The sequence below is a fragment of the Flavobacterium sp. DSP2-3-1 genome (assembly GCF_049896865.1).
Taxonomy (GTDB): domain Bacteria; phylum Bacteroidota; class Bacteroidia; order Flavobacteriales; family Flavobacteriaceae; genus Flavobacterium.
Window position 1 is genome coordinate 66520 of the sequence record NZ_JAFCVD010000010.1, and the last position, 19139, is coordinate 85658.

A 19139-nucleotide genomic window follows, 5' to 3' on the forward strand; every position below is an offset into this window, starting at 1 on the left:
TGTTGTAATCAATTGAAAAAATTTCGAATGGCGATTAGTTTAATCTATAATTTTTTTCAATTTTAAATAACCTACATGCAGCGTATTTTGTTCTAATTGCATTTCAGACTTTGTAATTTTTAACGAATATAAAGCTTTGAATTGCGATGGCAGCATGTCTGCAACATTATAAATATCGTCTACATCAATTCCATATTGATCGTCAATATGTGAAGGTGCGTCTTTGAAACCACAATGTTTATAAAATGCAGTTTTTTTTGATTTTTTTGATGCCAATGCTAAACTAGCAGCAACTGTGATCATTTTATAATGGTACTCTTCAAATTCATTTTCTTTGTAACCTCCTAAATTGATGAAGAATAATTGTTCTGGTGTAACTTGCGTTTCAGTATTTTTTGGAACAATTTCAATAGAGAAGTCATCAACTACAGAAACTTCTCGCCAGGCATCGATATGAATTTTACCTTTAGCTTCTGGCCAAAAAAGATTTATTTGCGGAATCAATTCTTTTAAGGATGTGCCAATTCCAAAAAAAATATCATGCTGTTCTGTAAACCGTCCTTCTGGAATACAGCCTAGCATTATCATGTATAATTTAAATTCTTTTTCCATAATTCAAAAGTACATTATTTTATAAAATAAAGTTTGGCACAATTAGTGGATAGAGTTTTTTAAGATAAATTATAAAAACGATAAAGAATGAAAAAAATTACCTTATTTTTAGTTTTCATCGGGATGATGGCACTACAAAGTTGTGAAGTAACCGAAGTATATGATGATGTTGATAATGGACCAAGAACTGAAGTGTTTGAAGTTACTACTTCATTTAATTATAATAATAATTACAGTAGGTTGGTCGTATTTGATCCACCAATTTATTCCTCTGATTCTGTTTTAGTATATCATTTGTATGATACGGTAAATGGACAAGATATATGGAAGCTAATGCCTCAAACGTATTATTTTAATGATGGTGGTGAGTTAGATTTCAATTTTGATTATTCTAGATTTAACGTAAATATCTTTCTTTCGGCTAATTTTAGTCTTAATACTGTACCGTCGAGTTGGACACAAAATCAAACTTTTAGAATCGTAATCATACCAGGTAGTTTTGCTAAAACGGTAAATAAGAACAATATTGATTCTGTAATGTCAGCGTTAAATGTTAATAACAGTGCAATTAAGAAAGTGAATTTGTAATAATTGATTGTTTGATATTAAAACAGAAAAGGGAAATCGCAATATGATTTCCCTTTTTTTATGGTGTAGTTTCTTGAGTTTTAGACGAATTCTTTACTGCTTTTTCGTAACGAAACAACAATTCCTAAAATAAGGGCAATTGCTATAAATGCTAATGATCCCCATTCCGGAATTTCAATGAAATCATGAAGTAACATCTTAAGGCCCACAAAACTTAGAATTGCAATTAAACTGTATTCTAAATAACTGAATTTAGCTAACATATTAGCGAGGAAGAAATACATGGATCGCAATCCTAAAATGGCAAATATATTAGAACTAAAAACTAAAAAAGGATCGTTTGTGATGGCTAAGATTGCGGGAACGCTGTCAATAGCAAATACTACATCCATAACTTCAATTACTACTAATGCAACAAACAGTGGCGTTGCAGCAGTGATATGTCTTCTTTTTACAAAAAAATGCTCCTCATCGATATGATTAGAAATTGGCATTATTTTTTTGAGTGTTTTATATACAAATGATTTTTTAGGTTGGAACTGCTCATCCTCGCCACTAAATAACATTTTCATCGCAGTATAGATCAGGAAAGCACCAAAAACGTAGGTCGTCCAAGAAAACTTATTGATTAGCATAACCCCAAAGAATATCATTAATCCTCTGAAGATTATGGCACCTAATATTCCCCAAAACAATACACGATGTTGGTATTTCTGTGGAATTTTAAAAGCAGCAAAGATGATTGCAATCACAAATATGTTGTCAATACTTAATGATAATTCAATCAAGTAACCAGTGATGAATTTTATTGCGGCCGTTGTAGGTTTCAGATTATCTGGATTAGCAAGATAATCTGTAGTGTAGAGCCAATAAACTACTCCGGAGAACATAAATGATAATACGACCCATATTGCCGTCCATTTTCCTGCTTCTTTGGAACTTATAATATGTGGCGTTTTATTAAAAACTCCTAAATCAAGGGCTAAAAAAATCAAAACCGCGGTTAAAAAAGAAATCCAGACAATCATAAAGTTGGTATTTATATTTTGCGTAAAGATACTTTTTGATTTTTTAACTTAATAGATATTTCAAGGAAAAATGGATAACTGATGTTCTTTTGGTTTTTTTTAGGATTTATTACTAAAAAAATATGATCCATTAAAATTACCAAGTTCTGATTTTTGATACTTTTTTTTATGAATTTGATAAATTTTGGGAATTAGCCCATAAAAATTAGAGGTAAAATTTTATAAAAGTAATAATTAATTTATATTTGCATCAAAATAATAGGGGTCTAATTAATTAAAATCAATTTTTATGTCAACATTACGTTTTCAAGCTTTGAGAGAAGCATCGACTAGAAAGCCAGTTAAATTTGAAGAATCTGATAGGAAATCAACTATTTTTGGTGCAAATGTCTTTAATGACAAAGCAATGAAGCAATATTTAACTTCAGATGCTTTTAAAGGCGTGCGCGATGCAGTACAGCATGGAACTAAAATAGACAGAAAATTAGCAGATTATATTGCTATGGGTATGAAAGAGTGGGCCTTGGCTAAGGGAGTTACTCATTATACACATTGGTTTCAACCACTTACAGGAACGACTGCTGAGAAACATGATGCTTTTTTTGAGACATCTTATGATGGTAGCGATGCGGTAGAGAAATTTGGTGGAGCGCAATTAGTACAACAAGAACCTGATGCTTCTAGTTTCCCGAATGGTGGAATTAGAAACACCTTTGAAGCAAGAGGATATACCGCCTGGGATCCTACATCTCCAGCATTTATTTTTGGAACTACATTATGTATACCTACCGTTTTTATTTCGTACACGGGAGAAGCTCTAGATTATAAAACACCTTTATTGCGTGCTTTAACGGTTATGGACGAAGCAGCTACCGAAGTATGTAAATATTTTGATAAAAATGTAAAAAAAGTTACTGCAACCCTTGGATGGGAACAAGAATATTTCTTAGTAGACAGAGCGTTAGCAAATTCTCGTCCTGATCTTATTATGACAGGAAGAACTTTACTAGGACATACTTCTGCAAAAGGACAGCAATTAGATGACCATTATTTTGGATCAATTCCAACACGTGCTCTAACGTACATGAGAGATTTAGAGCAAGAATGTATGCTGTTAGGTATTCCTGTAAAAACACGTCATAATGAAGTAGCGCCAAACCAGTTTGAGTTGGCACCTATTTTTGAAGAAACAAACTTGGCAGTAGATCATAACTGTTTGTTGATGGACGTGATGCAAAAAGTGGCTGAACGTCACGAATTGAAAGTGTTGTTCCATGAAAAACCTTTCAAAGGAGTGAATGGTTCAGGGAAACACAATAACTGGTCATTAGCTACTGATACTGGTGTAAACTTGTTGAGCCCAAGCAAAACGCCAATGAGTAATTTACAGTTTTTGACTTTCTTTATTAATACGATCAAAGCGGTAAATGATAATGAATCATTATTAAGAGCAGCGATAGCTTCTGCAAGTAATGATCATAGATTAGGTGCAAATGAAGCGCCACCAGCAATTATATCAGTGTTCATTGGTGGACAATTGACTAAAGTTTTAGCGGAGTTAGAAGGCGTAACTACAGGGAAATTATCGCCAGAAGAAAAAACCGATTTAAAATTAAACGTGGTAGGGAAAATTCCAGATGTCCTTTTGGATAATACGGATAGAAACAGAACTTCGCCATTTGCTTTTACAGGAAATAAATTTGAATTTAGAGCAGTAGGTTCTACGGCTAATTGTTCTAATGCAATGACGACTTTGAATGCAATTGTGGCGAAACAATTAAGAGACTTTAAAGTGGAGGTTGATGCTTTGATTGATTCAAAAGACATGAAGAAAGACGATGCAATCTTCAATGTTTTAAGAGAATACATCAAACAATCTAAAAAAATTCTTTTTGAAGGAGACGGATATAGCGAAGAATGGGAAATTGAGGCCAAGAAAAGAGGCTTGAGTAATTTTAAAACAACTCCTGAAGCATTAAAAGCAAGGGTTTCTAAACAATCTTTGGATCTGTTTTCTGAATTGAATATCATGAACCATATTGAGGTTGAAGCACGATACGAAATTGAATTAGAAGAGTATACCAAGAAAATTCAAATCGAAGGTAGAGTTCTAGGTGATATTTCAAAAAATCACGTAATACCAACAGCAATCCGTTACCAAAATACTTTAATTGCAAATGTAAAAGGATTGAAAGATATTTTTGGAGATGATTTTGAAACTATAGCGAAAGAGCAAATCGTTTTGATTAAAGAAATATCAGGTCATATCGAAGGAATCAATTCTAAAGTTGAGGAAATGACAAATGAGAGAAAGATTGCAAATAGCTTGACCGACGCTCAGGAAACGGCAGAAGCTTATTGTAATAAAGTAAAACCATATTTTGAAATCATCAGAAATCACTGTGACAAATTAGAGTTGTTGGTAGACAATGAAATCTGGACTTTAACTAAATACAGAGAGTTGTTATTTACTAAGTAATAACAAGCATCATTTTAATAAGAATGCCTATCCATTTTGGATAGGCATTTTTTTATGTTTTTACCTGAATGTTGACAATTTTATTTTTATAAGAATTATTTAGCGCTAATGGTTATTCACTTGTTATTCTTTCATATTCAAAAAACATTTCTTGTTAAAAATTATCCAGTATATGGTTAAAATTCCGTGAAAAATGGCGATTTTATAAAAAATTTTAAATGCATTTATTACACACTTATATGAATTGAAGTTTTTCACAATTCGAATAACAATTCGAAAATTAATTTACAAAACTATATTTTTTAATTAACTGTCGTTTAGTTAGATGTGTATTTGTGTTTTAATATTGGTTTTTTCTATTTTCTATTTGGGAGTATTTTTCTTATTTATTTATATGTTGTTTTAGCCGTTCATCGATATAGATTTACCTTTCATCGAAAAACAATAATTAATTGAAAAACAAGTATATATGCCGTATTATTTTATTATAAATCTTTTCTATCTTTGAAATGTGATAGTTCAACAAGAGATAATTTAATACATTATATCTTGTTATTTATTACCTAAAAAAGTAATTGCCCAATTGTTTTTTTAAAACCTACATGATAATTTGTATTAATAACCAATTAAATATATTTATTATGAAAAAAGTAGTTTTAAGCATCTCCGCGATGCTATTTGTAGGATCAGTAGCATTCGCTCAGACAGGTGCCGGTCCAGTTGCTGGAGCAAATGGAAGTGTTGTCGCTCAATTTGGATTATCCCAAGATGCATTTGTTCACCAAATGGGAACAAATCAAAAATCAAAAATTAAACAAACAATTCAAAGTAACGAATCTGATGTTTATCAAGGGGTAAAACCGGGTTCAATAGGATCCCCAAACAGATCTGCAAGTAACACAGCTGATGTTGATCAAGCAGGGATTGATAACAATGCGTTTATTTCTCAAAATAATTGGGATAACAATGCTACTCAATTACAAGTTGGAAACGAGAACGATGCGATAATTTATCAAGATGAAATTGTAGTGCCTTTATCATCATTAGTCGGTGATGATACTGCTACTCAAACTCAAACAGGTAACAAAAACAAAGCTACTATTGATCAAGGTACTTCTGGTAATGCGCCAATTCCAACTATGTCAGTTTTTCCACTTATGACTTCACTTACTTCTGCAATACCCTTGGCACCTCATGGAAAAAACGATGCTACGCAAACCCAAAAAGGGAATTTTAATGAAGCATATGCTAGTCAAGGAGGTATGAGAAATAGATCCATTCAAAACCAAGATAGCAATGGTCGTTCGACAAGTGCTTCTGCAAGAAATGTGTCTAACCATTATCAATATGGAGATGATAATTATGCCATGTCTACTCAAACAGGATACAGAAATTTAGAAAATATTCTGCAAGAAGGAAATGGTCATAAGTCATTTACAACTCAATCTACTTCAGTTATTGGAACAGGAAATAATAGTTCTGTATCTCAACAAGGCAACAATCATACATCAACTGTTATTCAAAGCAATTAATACAATTATTAAGGACAGGATAGCTCAAAAAAAGCTATCCTGTTTTTTTAAATTTAAAAAAAAAAAGATGAAATCCTCATTTTCAAATATTGTTATAATGTGCGTTTCTTTTGCATCTGTGTCTTTTGCACAAGGAACAGCGGTTAATACTGATTACAGTCAAAAAAGTTCATTTCTTTTATTTTCGAAGGAAAATTTGCATTTAGTTTCTAACACGATAAAAAACCAAGAAGATTTATTGGGATATAAAAAGATGCAAAGAGATGTGATGATTCAACAAATAGGATCTTTCAATTACGTAAATGCAAATCTAAAGGCGAAAGACATTAATGTAGCTTTAGTGCAAAACGGTAGTGATAATGAAATTTTTATGGATAAAAATGCCAATTCAATTGTTCAAAAAATTGTGCAAGAAGGGCAAAGTAATTATGTCAAAGATTTTTCATTATATGTTAATTACGATATAAATATGGAAATTATTCAAAAGGGAAATAATCAAAATATTCAAAATTATGGTACAAATTCCCTATCAAAAAATATGAAAATAATACAATCTGGCAATGGTGCTTCTGTAATTATAATAAATAAATAAAGACATGAATATTTCCTTTCAATATAAATTTTTGTTTTTGCTAATAATTCCATTTTTGTCTTATTCTCAGATAACTAATACAATTGTTAAGGCAAAAATCGAAATTGAAGAAGTTGAAGGAAATATAAAAATAACTGGTACTGCGGAAAATTTATCTGATATAGTTCAAAGTTTGTCTTATCAATTATCAGTTATAAAAAACAACAACGAGAGTGGAAACCAATCCAATAATAAACAAGAGGGATTTTTTACTCTTAATAGAAGTGAAAATAAAAATTTATCTACCACTCAAGCTAATATAGGGAGTGGGGATGAGATTATAATTTTATTACTCTTTTATAATGAAAATAAAGAATTAATAGGAAAAGATAGGGTAGTAGTTGGTGACAAAAAAAAAAAGATGAAATAATAGTTCTTCCATCCGATGGATTTGAATTAATCGGTATTGTAACCGATGATACAAAAACTAAAGTTGGTAAAGATTTTTATGATTTGTATTATTACTTATATAACGATTATAAAATCAATGCAGGAAAAATAGTTACGTTAAACGAAGAATTTAGTTTCGCCAGAAACACGAAAATAATTATTAGCATTGATAATGAAGTAGTGTATGAATTTTTAGCTAAACCAGATGAAGAGTATCTGAATGAAATGGCTCAACAATCTATTTATGCAACTTATCTGTATTTAAAAAATGTAGAAAAGCAAAGCAAATATTTCACTCAATATTAACCTTATTTTTTATCTTATGAAATTTCTATTTTCAGTAACAACCGTCTTACTGGCACTAACAGTAAACGCTCAGGATTTAGTTTATAAACCTAAAAATCCTGCTTTTGGAGGTGATACATTTAATTACCAATGGTTGGCAAGTTCTGCGGAATCTCAAAATAAATTTAGGGAAGTTTCTTCTTCTCAAACTCAGCAAACAGAGTTGGAACGGTTTACCGCGAATTTGAACGCACAATTATTAAGTCAATTATCTAGTTCTCTTTTTAGACAACAATTTGGGACAAATGGCATAACTGTAGGGACCTATACTTTTGGTAGTTTGGCAGTTGAGGTATACCCGTCATCTGGAGGACTTACAGTTGATATTCTCGATACAAAAACAGGCGAGCGAACTCAAGTAATCATCCCAAATCAGTAATATGCGATTACAAACCTACTCAGCGATCCTATTTGTTTTTTTATTCTTAAGTTGTGGTGCTTATTACAATCAGCCAACAGGTGTTGAAAAAGCAGTTATTGGAGAAAGTACTCCAGCCAGTTCTTTATTAAAATCACTCCCAAAACCAAAAGAACAAATTGTGGTTGGGCTCTATAAATTTAGAGATCAAACAGGTCAATATAAAGCTTCTGAAAACGGAAGTAACTTTAGCACTGCTGTGACTCAAGGGGCAACTTCGATATTAATTAAAGCACTTGAAGATTCAAAGTGGTTTATCCCCATTGAGCGTGAAAATATTGGAAATTTACTTCAAGAAAGAAATCTGATACGCTCCACCAGGCAGGAATATTCAAAAAAAACAGATCCTAATGAAATTCAAATAACGCCTTTGCTATACGCTGGCGTATTGCTTGAAGGTGGGATTATTTCTTATGACTCTAATATAATTACCGGAGGATTTGGTGCAAGATATTTTGGTACTGGAGGCTCGGTAAAATATAGACAAGACAGGGTAACCGTTTACCTCCGCATGATTTCTACTTCAAATGGAAAAATAATGAAATCAGTTTATGTTTCTAAAACAATACTTTCTCAAGCAATTGATCAGAGTCTCTTTAAATATGTAAATTTTAAAAGACTTTTGGAAGTAGAAACAGGTTACACAACGAACGAACCTATCCAAATGGCAGTAACAGAGGCAATTGAGAAAGCGGTTTCTTCGCTTGTCATAGAGGGTATCAAAGACAGTATTTGGGAAACAGATGCCCCTAAACCTGAAATCGATGCTGTAATGTTGAAATATAATGAGGAAAATCAGGAAGCAGATGTAGCCGCAATTTACGGAAGACACCTTCAAGAAAGAAGATCCAAGTTAGCCATAGAGATTACAAGCGGAGCTACATTGATGGATGGCGATTACGGAAGTCCATTATTACGACCAATGGTACGAGGGGCAGTAAAATATTTTATTACGCCAAGTTTTAATCTCAGTGCATCAACTAATGTTATAAATCTTGCAAATAAAAATCGTTTAGATGTCGGTTATGTAACATTCGATCTCAATGGGGAGCTTGTCATATTGCCAAAAGACAAATTGAGTCCCTTTATATTTGCTGGTGGAGGTTTTGGTTCAAATAGGATCTATGATAATGCGCATATTAAAGTTCAGTATGGTTTAGGATTGGAATATATGATTTCAGACAAAATTGGGATAAAATTATATGGTGAGCATAACTTAAATTTTAGTGATAATATTGACTATTTACAAAGAGGAGTAAGGGATGATTACTATTATCGCTTTGGCTTAGGGATGACCTATTATTTTTTACAAAAAAGATAGAAAATATAAAAAATCAAGATAATAGTAAAACGCTTTTAAAAAATGGTTATTTTAAAAAATCTTAATTCTGTAATAATGAAAAATATTTATCTAAAATCTAGTTTGGTACTTTTAGTAATGCTTTTTTCTTGTAGTGAGGAAAAGATTACCGGAGAAGACTATGGGACCGTTGAAGGAAAAGTTGTAAGTTCAGTAACGTTTTTGCCTTTAGCAAATGTAAAGGTATTTTCAAATCCAAGTTCAAGCATAGTTTTTACAGATAAAGAAGGAAAATTTTCTATTTCAGGAGTGAAAATCGGACAGTATTCCTTTGAAGCTCAAAAAGAGGGTTATGTCACAAAATTTGAACCTGCAACTGTTAATATAAATAACGCAACAAATATTGTATTCGAACTTAAATTGTCGACTACTAATAATAAACCGCCAACAGCTCCAATATTAGTTACTCCAAAAGATAATGCCCAGAATCAAAATTTGGAATTAAATTTAATTTGGACTGCTTCTGACCCTGAAAAAGATAGTCTCACTTATGAAATTACTTTACGAAAGGATAGTAGTAGTGACATTGTAGTTTATTCAAAAATAACTAAACCAAGTTTTATTTTAAAAAACCTTACCTACAGTAGTAAATATTATTGGCAGGTTTCTGTATCTGATGGGGTAAATGTACCTGTTTTGAGTGAGGTACGCTCTTTTACGACAACTTCATTTCCAAACGCTCGTTTTACATTTGTAAAAAAAGTAAACGACAATAATGTTATTTACTCAGGCAATGATGGGGGGAATATAATACAATTAACAAGTTCAAATATGAACAGTTGGAGACCTAGAAAAAATAAGCAATCTAATAAGATTGCATTTATAAGGGCTAGTGGGGCTCAAAATCATATTTATACCATGAATGAAGATGGTTCAGGAGTTTTTAAAGTGACAAATTCGATTCCTATTGCAGGATTTAATAGTGAATTTATTAATTTTTCTTGGAATACTTCAGGTAGCCAGATAATTTATCCCTATTTTGATAAATTATACAGGATAAATAGTGATGGCAGCGGATTGACTAAAATATATCAAACTGCAGATGGTAAGTTTATTTCAGAATGTGATTGGAGTTTTGATAATACAAAAATAGCATTGAAGGTTAATAATGCTAATGGTTATAACGCAGAAATATTTGTTATTAATAATTCGGGTGTCATTATAAATCAGGTAATATCTGGATTTACCGGCGCAATTGGGGGATTGAATTTTTCGGTAACAGGCCAAAAAATAATTTTTTCAAGAGATATTTCCGGATTTGAAGATGCAAACTATAGACAATTAGATACTAGGGTTTTTCAACATGTTTTTAGTGCTAGTGTCACTTCTGAGGTAGGTATTGATAAGCAGGTAGGGACTTTAGATTTAGATGCTCGATATTCTCCAAACGAAGCCGAAATAATTATTGTCAATACTTCTAATGATGGGCTATCTGTAAAAAATATTGTTCGATTTACTCCTGCGATAAATAATTTAGGTGCATCTAGAGTAATATTATTTTCTGATGCATACATGCCTGACTGGGAGTGATTTATTGTGCCATTGAAATTTAATAAAAATGTCTATCTGTATTAGGTGGACATTTTTATTGAAAGATTTTTTTAAAATATTTGTCTCTAAGATGCTAAACTTAGGGTATAAATAAATTTTGCTAGACCATTTTATCAAGAAACACTTATTGTGACTCAATAGGCAAAACCCAAAAAAAATAATTACCTTTGCCGCACAACTACCTGCTTAAAAGCTGGCTTCACAACTATATTACATGAGTTCAGATACTTCAAAAAGATATGCACTTCGCGGTGTTTCGGCATCCAAAGAAGATGTTCATAATGCCATAAAAAACATTGATAAAGGGTTATTTCCACAAGCTTTCTGCAAAATTGTCCCTGATTATTTAACGCAAAACGAAGAATACTGTTTGATCATGCATGCGGACGGAGCCGGAACTAAATCCTCTTTGGCGTATATGTATTGGAAAGAAACAGGAGATATTTCCGTTTGGAAAGGTATTGCTCAAGATGCTTTAATCATGAATATTGACGATTTATTGTGCGTGGGTGCAACGGATAATATTTTGCTTTCGTCCACCATTGGAAGAAATAAAAACTTAATTACTGCCGAAGTAATTTCAGCAATTATCAACGGAACTGAAGAATTAATCAAAGAACTGGAGTCTTTTGGCGTAACCATACATTCAACTGGAGGAGAAACGGCAGATGTAGGCGATATAGTTCGAACGATAATTGTAGATTCAACAGTTACAGCTCGAATGAAACGTTCTAAAGTTATTGATAATGCAAATATTAAAGCTGGTGACGTAATTGTAGGATTGGCTTCTTTTGGTCAGGCCACTTACGAGAAAAGCTATAATGGCGGAATGGGAAGTAACGGGTTAACATCGGCGCGTCATGATGTTTTCGGGAAATATTTGGCAACCAAATATCCGGAGAGTTTCGATGCTTTAGTTCCTGAAGAATTAATCTATTCCGGACAAGTAAAATTGACGGACGCCGTTGAAAATTCACCAATCGATGCCGGACAATTAGTGCTGTCCCCAACCAGAACCTATGCACCAATCATCAAGAAAATTTTAGATCAATATTCTTCCAATGAAATTCACGGAATGGTGCATTGCAGTGGAGGAGCGCAAACTAAAATTTTACACTTCGTAGAAAATTTACACATTATAAAAGACAATTTATTTTCTGTTCCACCATTATTTCAGTTGATTCAAGCGCAATCTAAAACGGATTGGAAAGAAATGTACCAAGTGTTTAATTGTGGTCACCGTATGGAAATTTATGTGCCGGAAGCAGTTGCCGAAGATATTATTGCGATTTCAAAATCATTCAATGTCGATGCACAAATAGTAGGTAGAGTAGAAGCTGCTACTTCAAAAAAACTGACTATAACCAGTGAATACGGAACTTTTATATATTAAAAAGCTTCAATTTAACTTCAATTTTCAATCTTTCAATTCTTTAATCTTTTAATTTTTTAGCTATGTACGAATTGGTTTTTTGGAAATATCTTGAGGGAATTTATCTCAACCATCACTTAGTTTATGAAACTATTACAGAGGAGCAAGCTGAAATTGAAGGACTGGAAGAGTTACCTGTTACAGTTATCTTAAATAGAATCGCTTCTGTATTTTCAAAATGGGATAAAGTGGACGATAGTAGTTGGAAAAATAAAAATGGTGCAGGTGCTTTTCACATCAGAACGACGCCCCAAAGTATAAAAATTGATTGTTATGGCACTGAAGGCAAAACAATGGATACTTTAGTGAATATAATGGCAGAATTCAAATGCCCGCTGTACGATCCGCAAGTTCCGGAGCGTCATGACGAAATGAATGAATAAAATTGAGGAGCTAATCCAGCGCTCCGTTACAATCCTCCCTTAAATAAAATATTTTTCTAAATCCTGAAAGGAGCTTCCGTTGGTCGCTCTTTCAGGACAAGAAAAATTATTTTTTTGCGGTAGGGATTTTCACTTCGATCTGGGCTAAGACAATCAGTAATGTGTAACCCAAATTAGTTTAAAATCAGCTTATTTTACCTTTGGTTTATTCAGAAGAATTGGTGATCCAAAACCAATTTGCTCTAGTTTTATCAACTGCGTTTCAGCATCGCCCACCACTAAATAAATCATTTTATCAGCATTCAAATACTTTTCTGAAAGCTTTTTTATGGCTTCAATAGTGCTGTTTTTTACAATTTTTTCCTGTTGTTTGGCATAATCATCAGCGTAATTGTAGTTGCTAATTTCATAGAGCATTTGCAGTTTAGAAGACAGGGTCTCAAATGCTCGGGCATTACTTTTAATTAGATATCCTTTAGTCACCTCAAGATCATTCTCGGTAAAGTTTTTACCATATTGTGAAAGTATTTCTTTGATCAAACTAACGGATTCAAAGGTAACATTGGAACGTACACCGCTCGAAACTGTAAATGGACCTTTGTTGACAGAACCATTAAACGAAGAATTGATGCCATACGTATATCCTTTTCCTTCACGCAATTGTTGAGTCAATTGTGAGGCAAAACCACCACCACCTAAACGGTAATTCATGATTTGAACAGGATAAAAATCAGCATCAGTGGCTGCAAGTGCAGGATATCCTATTCTAATTACAGATTGTTTTGCACCCGGAACATTATAAAAATAAATTTTTGAGGAACCTACTGTATTTGCAGTTATCTTTTTAGGAAACGTAATATCTTTAACCTCCCAGTTTTTATCTAAAGTCGCTAATGAATTGATAACATCCGTTTTTGAAACAGCACCAACAATTTGAAAATTAGTAACTGATGGAGCTGTGTTTTTAGTGTAATAATTTTTTAAATCATCAATTGTAATATTGTTTACAGAGTTTTCGGTACCGATGCGGTTGTTGGATAAAATTGATTCTTCGCCATAAATTAATTTTTTGAATTCATTTCTGGCAATACTATTTGGATCTGCTTTTTGTTGTAAAATTTGGCTTAAAGTACTTTGTTTAATCAATTCAAATTCTTTATTATCCCAGCGCGGTTGTAAAATTATTTCCTGAACTAATGCCATAGTTGCATTGTAATTCTTAGCTAAGGTATTTCCTGAAATAAAAATGGATTCATCAGTTGCATACGCTTTAATGGTTGCGCCCAGACTTTCGATAGCATATTCCAGTTGTTCCGGAGTTTTGTTTTTGGTTCCTTTTGTCATCTGTTCCGCTAACATATTCGAAACGCCTATTTTATCCGTATTTTCAAGCAACATTCCGCCTTTTATTTGCAGTTGAAATTGAACAAGCGGTACTTCATGGTTTTCGATTCCTAAAACATTTATCCCCGATGATAACTTATTTTTCCATACCGATGGTAATTTTACATCAGGACTTTGTCCATAAGCTGGTTCTTTGCTTCGGTCAAATTTAGAAGGTGTTTTTTCATAAGTTGCAGCAATACTGGCGTCAAAGGAATCTTCTTTACCTTCAATGATTTTTTCTTCGACAACCGCTGCTAATGTTGAACCATCCAAAATTAAATTTACCTTTCCTTTTGGAACAAAACTAGTGGCAACAAAATGCTTTCCTTTGATGTATTTTTTATACACAAGCATCACATCTTCGGTGGTTACCGCAAGAATATTTTTAACATCTTGGTTGATGTAATCCGGAGTTCCTGCAAAAATTTCATATTGCGCCAGTTGGAATCCTTTTCCTGATACACTAGATAAATTCGTGTAAAAAGCCGTTTCTTGGCCGGCTTTAATTCGATTTAAATCCTGTTGAGAAATTCCTTCAGTTTCAAAGTTTTTAAAAGCTTCGTTCACGCCTTTCATTACGTCATTCAAATTTGTTTTTTCAAATGCCGTTACGCTCAACATATACTGACCCGCTATTTCTGAATTGTATTGGAAAACATCAGCGGCATCTGTTAATTTTTTATCTTCAACTAAAGTTTTGTACAAAGGAGCTTTTTTACCTTTTGAAAGATAACTTGCCAAAACTTCCAATGCATAACTGTCCGGATGGTATTCATAAACGGAAGGCCATGTCAGTGTGAGTTGCGGTAACTTGGCAAAATTATCTTCATAATACAGTTTTTTAGTTTCGGACAATGTTACCGACTGCTTTTCCATTTTAGGAATTGCTTCACCACGTTTTATTTCTCCAAAATATTTTTCGACCCAAGCTTTCGTTTGTTTAACATCAAAATCTCCGGCAATAGATAGCGTAACATTATTTGGCACATACCAGAGATTGTAAAAACTTTTTACATCTTCAAGTGTCGCATTTTGTAAATCTTCCAAAGAACCAATAACGTCCCAATTGTAAGGATGCGTTGCCGGGTATAAGTTTTTAGAGATTACTGAAAAATTATGTCCGTAAGGTCTGTTGTCATAACTTTGTCTTTTTTCATTTTTAACGACCTGTTTTTCTTTGGCTAAAACCGGTTCTGTTACCGTATTGATGAAATAACCTAGTTTATCGGCTTCGGCCCAAATCATTTTTTCTAAAGCATCTTTTGGAACAGTTTGAAAATAATTAGTGCGATCTCTGCTGGTCGAACCATTAGCACCTTCACCACCAATACGTGCGCTCATTTTATCCAAACCTCCTTTTCCTAAGTTTTCCGATTCCAAGAAAAGTAAATGCTCAAATAAATGCGCAAATCCGGTGCGACCCGCTTTTTCTCTGGCAGAACCTACATGGCTGGTCAAAGCAACTGCAACCACAGGATCTGAGCGGTCAATATGCAAGATGACTTGCAATCCGTTTTCTAAAGTGAATTTTTCAAATGTTACTTTGAACTCTTTTGATTTTTGATTTTGGGCATGAGATGAAAAAGTACTAAAAAGCACCAAAAAACACATAGCTAACTGGATTGGTTTCATTTTTTTAATTTAGGTTGAACGTTATTTTTACAGCAAAGAATATTTTACTTCGGACACTAAAAGTAAGAAAAAATAAAATAATAAAGCATTATCAGCTGTTAAGTTGGATTTTGGCTTTTAGCTGATTATACGCAACGCAACATATTTGGAAAATTAAAAATGTAACAGCAAAAAAAATTTTAAAACCATTCTTTATAATTTATATTTGGTTGTCCTTAATATTCAACTTTAAGTTAAATACAAACATGGATTTTAACTTTTTTCATTCTATAGTTTTGGAGAGTGAAAATGTTTTAAAGCTCTTAACGGTGCCAGATTTCAAAAATTTGTTGGAAATTTCCATTAATAATCCCGAGACTTGGGAATATTATTTGGTGCACACCATTAGTAGAGAAAATCTGGAGAAAACACATTTAAATTGCGTTAAAATCCAGAGAAAAGCGAAAAGAATTTCCCTTTGTAGTTTTCGATAAAAATTCAGGAAAATAGGCGGGAAGCACTCGTTTTTATGATATTAATATTCAATTTCAAAAACGGTAATTAGACTACAATTGGTATGGAAAACAGTTTCGTGAAACATGATTTAATAAGCATTGTAAATTTTTATTGTTTCAATTTGCCTTGAAAACTTTAGCAATGTGACGCGTTGGATTTAGAGCGGATTTTAATAATAAACAAACCATCTTTAAGCTCATTGATAAAATACTGACCAATAAAAAATTCAAAGATTTTTTTGTTAAAAATGTAGAAACCCTATATAAACCAAAAGCCACTCCGTTGTGAAGTAACTTTTTTATTGATTTTGTTTGTGTATCCGAGCGGGACGCTCGCGCCAGCTGCAGATTTTGAGGTAGTACTAATTTCGATTTGATTTAATTCTGTATTTAAAAAAAATAGTATTATTCATAATTTTTTAATTCATTTTTTATAAAACCATCAAAATTTTCTCTTTTAATTTTAAAAATTTTCTCAATGGACAGTAACAACTCTTCTTCTGTTTTACCTGAATTCATTAATTCTAACAGTGCTTCTTTCCCATATTTTTTTAATGAAAGATCACACAACAAAGTGCCTATTGTGTACCATAATGAAGATGTATCATCTAAAACATATTGTTCTGATTCATTAAATAGTTTTTCGTACACATTTAATTCATTATCATTTAAGTGATTTTTTAATTTTTTAATATGATCTTTAAATTCAACTCCTTTAGAACCTCCAAAATAAGTTGCTATTCCTTCATCTATTATTTTATGTATTTTGGAAAAGTATTTAAAGGTATATAAATGAACTACTTCATGTGGATAAAATTCCGAATTGTTTCCTGCGAAAATTATATTATCCGCAGGGAAAGTTTCCCCACCAATTTGATTTTGGTCAACCACCATGTTATCAAAATCAAAACCCCTTATGCTTTTAAAATGATTCATATCTCTACATAAAAAATAAGTAAAATTTATAGTCTCTCTTTCAAAAAACAAACTCATTTTTTCATTAAAATTGACCATTTTTTTTGCATTATTATGATTGAACACATATCCATCATATGTTACATACTTGATTTCGTTAACATTAAAAATTTTAAAATCTTTAACATTAAAATCTAAAACATTCTCAAATAGTATTTTATTATTATTTTTAATTGCTATGAAGTTATAAATGGCATAAAGATTACCGTAATCAGAACTGCTTTTAATCCAAGCAATTTTAACTAAACTTCTTTTATCATCAATACTATTAATAGCTAGAATTGTAATTTTATGATTTTTTGCATTCTTAATGACATCCAAAATATCAGTTTCTGGATGATTAAAGAATTTACTTTCAAACCATAAAGTAGAATTGTCACTATTATTTAAAGGGAGGTTAATAAACTCATAAAATTTATCCAAGACAGCAGTTGAATTATTTTTTTTTAAAGTATAATTTAAAAAAAAATTATTTTTTTCCTGAGAGTAACAAGAAGAACTCCATCCGATAAATATTAAAAACAATAATTTCATAATAATTTTTGATAATGATATACCCAGAATACCTGTTTGAATTTTTTCCAGTATTACCGTGATATTTGTTTGATTATATGTAAACTAAAATTTTTAAACAAATATACCGTGAAAACTCTTTTAAAACACATTCTAGAAAGGTTTAACGAAAGCAAAGAAGAGTAACAAACAATTGTAGCAAATAATCAAAACTTCGAAGAGATTGTTAGTGAGAATTCTGTTAAAAAAGAAAAATCAACTGATGATGTAAGCTATTTTTAATTTTAGGAACAGTTGTCACTGTAGATGGTAACTACAATACAAGTAAGCTAATAGGTAAACATGGATTTAATTTATCATTATTAAATACTAACGTAGTCTATAAGTAAAAGAAATTGATTGAGTGGTATACTGTAATATTGTTTAATTTATATGACTGTCCGCCACTTGTACCAATGCTAAAAAGATTTTATATTTGAGTCATCAAACTAATAAACGAAAGCTATGATCCTGCCTGAATTTTTCGAGAAATATCCTGATGAAGCCTCATGTATTTAGGGATTCAAAGCTAAACGGCTTGAAATTGGAGTTGTATGTAAAAAGTGTGAACACACCGAACATTAATTTCGTCGGATAGATTTAAAATTTCAATGCAAAAAATTCAATAGTGGTGTCAGTCTTCGATCAGATACTATTATGGAGAATACTAATTTGCCTTTTCAAAATTGGATGCTCTGTATTGAACTTATGACTCTGTCAAAAAAGAGTTTGTCGGCATTAGAAATGCGGCGTATGTTGGGACACAAGTGTTGTTAACCCATTTGGTTTATGATGCATAAGATACGCAACGCGATGAGTAAGAGTGGTGAGAGATATTAATTAAAATACTGTGTTGAATTTGACAAAGGATTTTTTTAAAGGGTACACAACAAATATATTATCAAAGTAAATGAAAATAGTCAAGAATCTACTCTTAATAAGCGAGGTTGTGGAAGTGAAAGACAAGCAAAAGTATTGGTAATGGTTGCTCGGAAATTTTATCAAGAGTCGTTCTGTCGGGTTGGCAAAAATTTATCCACGCAAATGTTGTAAATTCCTTTATGTTTTGCATTTTACACTGTGTTTTTTCATTGTAGTAAGTGGTGATGTGGACTTGCAGCTTGCGTAATTTAATCTAAAAGCCTCTAAACGAAATAATTAGTGTTAATTGATAGATAAATGGATTTGATTTAAACTACAATTAAAATTCTTTCTGGGGAAAAGTCATTTGCAGATTTATAAAATAAAACACGAAAATACCAATTACAAAGCTCATAAAAATAAGATAAAAAATCCTCTTGAAAATCCCTCTCAAAGCTTTAGGTAACCTTATTTTATAAGTGGACTTATA

At 32.0% G+C, this 19139-nt stretch carries 15 protein-coding genes and 1 pseudogene; 12 read left to right on the forward strand and 4 right to left on the reverse strand.

The window, feature by feature from the left end; translation table 11 throughout:
* Positions 1–39: 39 nt before the first annotated feature.
* Entirely contained in the window at positions 40–612 is a 573-nt protein-coding gene (locus ACP7AT_RS12265) for a DUF1543 domain-containing protein (protein ID WP_426064604.1), read from the reverse strand.
* An 87-nt stretch (positions 613–699) separates the two neighbouring features.
* Between ACP7AT_RS12265 and ACP7AT_RS12270 the strand changes: the two genes are divergently transcribed.
* The gene (locus ACP7AT_RS12270; protein WP_426064606.1) at positions 700–1200 is read left to right on the forward strand and encodes a hypothetical protein; all 501 of its coding nucleotides are present in this window, start codon (positions 700–702) and stop codon (positions 1198–1200) included.
* 80 nt (positions 1201–1280) lie between these two features.
* On the opposite strand, the gene ACP7AT_RS12275 is transcribed toward ACP7AT_RS12270, so the two are convergent.
* On the reverse strand, positions 1281–2228 hold the full coding sequence (locus ACP7AT_RS12275) for a TerC family protein (protein ID WP_426064608.1): 948 nt from the start codon (positions 2226–2228) through the stop codon (positions 1281–1283).
* 289 nt (positions 2229–2517) lie between these two features.
* Between ACP7AT_RS12275 and ACP7AT_RS12280 the strand changes: the two genes are divergently transcribed.
* The 10 genes from ACP7AT_RS12280 (at position 2518) to ACP7AT_RS12325 (ending at position 12749) form a co-directional block, all read left to right on the forward strand.
* Positions 2518–4707: a glutamine synthetase III gene (locus tag ACP7AT_RS12280; RefSeq protein ID WP_426064609.1), complete on the forward strand. Its 2190-nt coding sequence runs from the start codon at positions 2518–2520 to the stop codon at positions 4705–4707.
* Positions 4708–5378: 671 nt separating this feature from the next.
* Complete coding sequence (locus ACP7AT_RS12285) at positions 5379–6239, forward strand: hypothetical protein (protein WP_426064610.1); 861 nt, start codon at positions 5379–5381, stop codon at positions 6237–6239.
* Positions 6240–6306: 67 nt separating this feature from the next.
* Positions 6307–6831, forward strand: coding sequence for a hypothetical protein (locus ACP7AT_RS12290; protein WP_426064612.1), 525 nt, complete (start codon positions 6307–6309; stop codon positions 6829–6831).
* 4 nt (positions 6832–6835) lie between these two features.
* Positions 6836–7240: a hypothetical protein gene (locus ACP7AT_RS12295; RefSeq protein ID WP_426064613.1), complete on the forward strand. Its 405-nt coding sequence runs from the start codon at positions 6836–6838 to the stop codon at positions 7238–7240.
* Between the two features lie 35 nt (positions 7241–7275).
* On the forward strand, positions 7276–7566 hold the full coding sequence (locus ACP7AT_RS12300) for a CsgE family curli-type amyloid fiber assembly protein (protein WP_426064709.1): 291 nt from the start codon (positions 7276–7278) through the stop codon (positions 7564–7566).
* Between the two features lie 16 nt (positions 7567–7582).
* The gene (locus ACP7AT_RS12305; RefSeq protein WP_426064614.1) at positions 7583–7984 is read left to right on the forward strand and encodes a curli assembly protein CsgF; all 402 of its coding nucleotides are present in this window, start codon (positions 7583–7585) and stop codon (positions 7982–7984) included.
* Position 7985: 1 nt separating this feature from the next.
* Positions 7986–9344: a CsgG/HfaB family protein gene (locus ACP7AT_RS12310; RefSeq protein ID WP_426064615.1), complete on the forward strand. Its 1359-nt coding sequence runs from the start codon at positions 7986–7988 to the stop codon at positions 9342–9344.
* A gap of 42 nt (positions 9345–9386) precedes the next feature.
* Entirely contained in the window at positions 9387–10913 is a 1527-nt protein-coding gene (locus ACP7AT_RS12315; protein ID WP_426064616.1) for a carboxypeptidase regulatory-like domain-containing protein, read from the forward strand.
* A 235-nt stretch (positions 10914–11148) separates the two neighbouring features.
* Positions 11149–12327 (forward strand): AIR synthase related protein, encoded by a 1179-nt coding sequence (locus ACP7AT_RS12320; RefSeq protein ID WP_426064617.1) that lies wholly within the window; start codon positions 11149–11151, stop codon positions 12325–12327.
* Between the two features lie 62 nt (positions 12328–12389).
* Entirely contained in the window at positions 12390–12749 is a 360-nt protein-coding gene (locus ACP7AT_RS12325) for a hypothetical protein (protein ID WP_426064618.1), read from the forward strand.
* Between the two features lie 189 nt (positions 12750–12938).
* Here the strand turns inward: ACP7AT_RS12325 and ACP7AT_RS12330 are convergent, their stop codons facing one another.
* Both ACP7AT_RS12330 and ACP7AT_RS12335 read right to left on the reverse strand, forming a co-directional pair.
* Positions 12939–15767, reverse strand: coding sequence for a M16 family metallopeptidase (locus ACP7AT_RS12330; protein WP_426064619.1), 2829 nt, complete (start codon positions 15765–15767; stop codon positions 12939–12941).
* An 899-nt stretch (positions 15768–16666) separates the two neighbouring features.
* Positions 16667–17770: a hypothetical protein gene (locus ACP7AT_RS12335; protein WP_426064620.1), complete on the reverse strand. Its 1104-nt coding sequence runs from the start codon at positions 17768–17770 to the stop codon at positions 16667–16669.
* 483 nt (positions 17771–18253) lie between these two features.
* On the opposite strand from ACP7AT_RS12335, the pseudogene ACP7AT_RS12340 reads away from it, so the two are divergent.
* A pseudogene (locus tag ACP7AT_RS12340) lies at positions 18254–18775 on the forward strand (IS1595 family transposase); the annotation flags it as partial.
* Positions 18776–19139: the final 364 nt, after the last annotated feature.

Coding starts and splice junctions, on each gene's coding strand:
- ACP7AT_RS12265 (WP_426064604.1), bottom strand. CDS start 612: ATGGAAAAAGAATTTAAATTATACATGATAATGCTAGGCTGTATTCCA.
- ACP7AT_RS12270 (WP_426064606.1), top strand. CDS start 700: ATGAAAAAAATTACCTTATTTTTAGTTTTCATCGGGATGATGGCACTA.
- ACP7AT_RS12275 (WP_426064608.1), bottom strand. CDS start 2,228: ATGATTGTCTGGATTTCTTTTTTAACCGCGGTTTTGATTTTTTTAGCC.
- ACP7AT_RS12280 (WP_426064609.1), top strand. CDS start 2,518: ATGTCAACATTACGTTTTCAAGCTTTGAGAGAAGCATCGACTAGAAAG.
- ACP7AT_RS12285 (WP_426064610.1), top strand. CDS start 5,379: ATGCTATTTGTAGGATCAGTAGCATTCGCTCAGACAGGTGCCGGTCCA.
- ACP7AT_RS12290 (WP_426064612.1), top strand. CDS start 6,307: ATGAAATCCTCATTTTCAAATATTGTTATAATGTGCGTTTCTTTTGCA.
- ACP7AT_RS12295 (WP_426064613.1), top strand. CDS start 6,836: ATGAATATTTCCTTTCAATATAAATTTTTGTTTTTGCTAATAATTCCA.
- ACP7AT_RS12305 (WP_426064614.1), top strand. CDS start 7,583: ATGAAATTTCTATTTTCAGTAACAACCGTCTTACTGGCACTAACAGTA.
- ACP7AT_RS12310 (WP_426064615.1), top strand. CDS start 7,986: ATGCGATTACAAACCTACTCAGCGATCCTATTTGTTTTTTTATTCTTA.
- ACP7AT_RS12315 (WP_426064616.1), top strand. CDS start 9,387: ATGGTTATTTTAAAAAATCTTAATTCTGTAATAATGAAAAATATTTAT.
- ACP7AT_RS12320 (WP_426064617.1), top strand. CDS start 11,149: ATGAGTTCAGATACTTCAAAAAGATATGCACTTCGCGGTGTTTCGGCA.
- ACP7AT_RS12325 (WP_426064618.1), top strand. CDS start 12,390: ATGTACGAATTGGTTTTTTGGAAATATCTTGAGGGAATTTATCTCAAC.
- ACP7AT_RS12330 (WP_426064619.1), bottom strand. CDS start 15,767: ATGAAACCAATCCAGTTAGCTATGTGTTTTTTGGTGCTTTTTAGTACT.
- ACP7AT_RS12335 (WP_426064620.1), bottom strand. CDS start 17,770: ATGAAATTATTGTTTTTAATATTTATCGGATGGAGTTCTTCTTGTTAC.